Here is a 2,965-nt window from a genome sequence, read left to right as displayed (position 1 = left end):
GCATCGACGCCCGCAGCGCCATAAGGGGGTCCCTTTTGGACGCCGATCGGGGGTCCCGGTTCGACGCCTATTTACAGCGCTGTGGATCACGGCGTGGACCAGATTGCCATCGGTGTCGGTCAGGATGTGGCGCTTGCGGCCCTTGATCTTCTTGCCTGCATCATAGCCCCGAGGCCCGCCACTTTCTGTGGTTTTCACGCTCTGACTGTCGATCACCCCGGCGCTGGGCGAGGCTTCGCGACCAACCGCCTCGCGCCCGATCAGCAGCAGAGTATGATTCAGCGACAACCAAAGCCTGTTGTCCCGCCAAAGATAGAACCAGCGTCGCACCGTCGAGACTGGCGGGAAGCACGGCGGCAGCATCCGCCACGGCAGGCCCCCGCGCAACAGATACAAGATCGCCTCGACAATCCGCCTGAGCGGCCACTTGCGCGGTCTGCCGACATGCGAAGGCGGCGGGAAGAACGGCTCCAGCAGCGCCCATTCGCCATCGGTCAAATCGCTTGGCAAAGCCACGTCGGCACGGGCATATTGCGCCCGGGTGGTATCGGTCCACATCGTTGATCTCCGGAAGTTTTCGCAAAAACCCCTGAATCAATGACTTGGGCTGGCGTCAAGCTAACCCGCTGATACCACTCAACTTAGTTTCGGATCGGGCTCTTAGGCAAGAATGTTCACGGCTCTGGCTGCAACCAAAGCAATTGTCAAAAGTGATATGACCGATTCCGCCATCATCAAGAGCTTGGTTCGTCCTGTCATCGGCATCGTATCGGTTGGAGAAAACGCAGTGGCATTGGTGAACGACACATACAGATAGTCGGCGAACCCCGGCGACCACCCTTTGCACTGGTCGAGGGTCATCTGGGGAAAAAGGAAGTCGTCTACCTCGCTTTCCGTCAGCCCGCGTGCAGCCGGCCCTCCCCGGTCGATACTCCAGAACCATAACGCGAAGGCGATGACGTTCGTGGTCCAGATATTGATTGCATCGAGAAGGAGGGTCTGGCCGCTCGTTCCGGAGTGGCCGCCCAGTAGCGCCTTCACTAGCATCACGAGCGCGGCGAGGTTCATTATCGATACAAGGGCAGTGAGCGTCACCGCCAATTTCCTGATGCCTCGCCGCCATCGAGCGACGCGGTGCCAATGGTGATCCGCTGTCGCTTCGCGCGCTTGGCCCTGCGTCCATGCGGTCGCCATCGACAAGGGGGCAAGCAGCGAAAACTCGAGCGCGGGGCCGAACCACTGTGGACCAAGGGTGAGCTTATTGATGATCAGGAGCTGCAAGGCACAGACCACGACAACGGAACTCCGCGCCAACCAGAAATCCAGCGCGTGCGTATGGATCGCCTTTAGCTTGGCGCTCATAGTTCAGCCGAGCCCGGGTATTGCGACGCCGAACTTTGTAAGGAGCGCGATGACGATGCCAGCTATGGCCAGCCCACACGCCCCGAACAGGATCGGCTTGGACTTCGCAACAAGCGCGATCGATAGCAAAACGATAGCCATCTGGAGCGCTGTCTCTCCCAATTCGTAACCCTCGCCCGCCGACCTTGCGACCTCGCCTGCTCGGCGCAGTCGATCACCTTCTATTTGAAGTTGACCAATCCCGTGTCGCGCTGAGTCCGGCGCTCTTAGACGGTGTGCCTCGTGCGTGAAGCTGACCCGGTCTGGCTGACTAATTGTGCCCGCCGCTGCGGTTTTATAGACCGTCTCTCGGACAATCTTTGCTTGCATGTAAGCAAAGGTATCGGACGCCTCGATGCCGTTCAAGAGGCTGGTCCGTGCCGCACCCGCAGCGGCCATGTGCACGATGGCCAGACATACAGCGAGGATGCCGATGAGGATCGATACCCTTTCCCGGAGCTGGCGCTCCGCCGAGCGCTCCGCGCTTTCCTGTGTCTCTCGTTCTGATTCCGCTCGCTCCACCGCCTCGTCAATAAGATCTCTGGCTTCATCTGCTTCCATCAAATTTTCCGTTCACACTGGTCGGGCATCGAGGTCGGTGGTTTTCCGTTCAAGTCAGACTTTAATATGCGGAAGATCGGTTAATAGACAGCCGCTGCTGACGCCAAAGCTATAATCCTGCGCAACAAACTGCTCCAATGCGACTTTTCAAAATCTCGACCGGTTTTGACACGTGTAAACAGGCATTCAATGCGAACGGATATGCCTAAATCGGTAGCTGCCTTTCGCAGCTCGCATAGCTTTTATGATCGCCTTGTTGGTCCCTTCGAGATCGAAGCGCTCCGGCTCGAACTTACGCCCTGCCCACCGGCGCACCGCCTTATGCTCCTCGTGACCAGTATCCAGCCATGCTTCCAGAAAGTCGGCATAGCCAGAGTACCCACCTACATCCTCGGGCGGACCCGCCCGCACACCTCCGGCACATCGAGGATAGCTGACGTTCGGCTCGCGCAGCCGACGACGTAACACGATCTGGTGATGCCAATCGTCGCCATAATCATACACGTACAGAACATGGAGACTGGCATCCTCGCCGTAGGGGAAGGAGAGGTCCTGCATTCGCACCTCGCTGGCCTCAAAGGTGCGGGCCCCATATGCGTCGCCATCGTCGAACTCGGGTGCGCCGATCGTCAGTCCGCAGACATCGAAGCGGTGCAAGTGGCTATCGGTCCAGCCGAATGCTGCCTGCAAAACCTCGTGGAATTGCGCGAAGTTGAGTTTGGCGGGCAGCTCAAGGGTGCGCTCGATCCGAGGCTGGATCCCGACAATGTGGATATCCGCGGTGACGATGAAGCTTTCGGGGTCGAAGGGATCGAGCATGGCCCAAAACATGCCCGAGCCTACTCTACACGACAATAGGCAGGACACTCATACTCGTTGGGTTACTCGCGGAACGACGGCCGTAAGAGCCCGACCGAAAATTGAGTTGTGAACCGTCCCGGGTTTCTCGGAGGCTTCTACTTGTGAGAAGGAGCTACCATGAGCAAGACGACGAACAAGTTTT

General features: G+C 58.5%; 4 protein-coding genes. All 4 read right to left on the bottom strand.

Going from position 1 to position 2,965, the window contains the following annotated elements:
* Positions 1 to 558: IS5 family transposase (locus QN347_RS18965; protein WP_323494316.1), on the bottom strand; the 558-nt coding region annotated here is incomplete at its 3' end.
* 102 nt (positions 559 to 660) lie between these two features.
* Positions 661 to 1,362, bottom strand: a complete 702-nt coding sequence (locus tag QN347_RS18960; protein WP_322164305.1) for a hypothetical protein — start codon at positions 1,360 to 1,362, stop codon at positions 661 to 663.
* A 3-nt stretch (positions 1,363 to 1,365) separates the two neighbouring features.
* A complete protein-coding gene (locus tag QN347_RS18955) occupies positions 1,366 to 1,962 on the bottom strand; it encodes a DUF4337 family protein (RefSeq protein ID WP_189677829.1) in 597 nt (198 codons plus the stop codon).
* A gap of 186 nt (positions 1,963 to 2,148) precedes the next feature.
* Positions 2,149 to 2,781: a plasmid pRiA4b ORF-3 family protein gene (locus QN347_RS18950; RefSeq protein WP_189677853.1), complete on the bottom strand. Its 633-nt coding sequence runs from the start codon at positions 2,779 to 2,781 to the stop codon at positions 2,149 to 2,151.
* Positions 2,782 to 2,965: the final 184 nt, after the last annotated feature.

The organism is Sphingomonas sp. 10B4 (genome assembly GCF_035019905.1).
In the GTDB taxonomy this organism is placed as follows: domain Bacteria; phylum Pseudomonadota; class Alphaproteobacteria; order Sphingomonadales; family Sphingomonadaceae; genus Sphingomonas; species Sphingomonas glacialis.
The sequence above is the reverse complement of the archived record's forward strand: the minus strand, read 5'-3'. Positions and strand labels throughout refer to the sequence as shown.

Excerpts from the sequence above, each read along its gene's own strand:
- QN347_RS18960 (WP_322164305.1), bottom strand. The coding sequence starts at position 1,362 with ATGAGCGCCAAGCTAAAGGCGATCCATACGCACGCGCTGGATTTCTGG.
- QN347_RS18955 (WP_189677829.1), bottom strand. The coding sequence starts at position 1,962 with ATGGAAGCAGATGAAGCCAGAGATCTTATTGACGAGGCGGTGGAGCGA.
- QN347_RS18950 (WP_189677853.1), bottom strand. The coding sequence starts at position 2,781 with ATGCTCGATCCCTTCGACCCCGAAAGCTTCATCGTCACCGCGGATATC.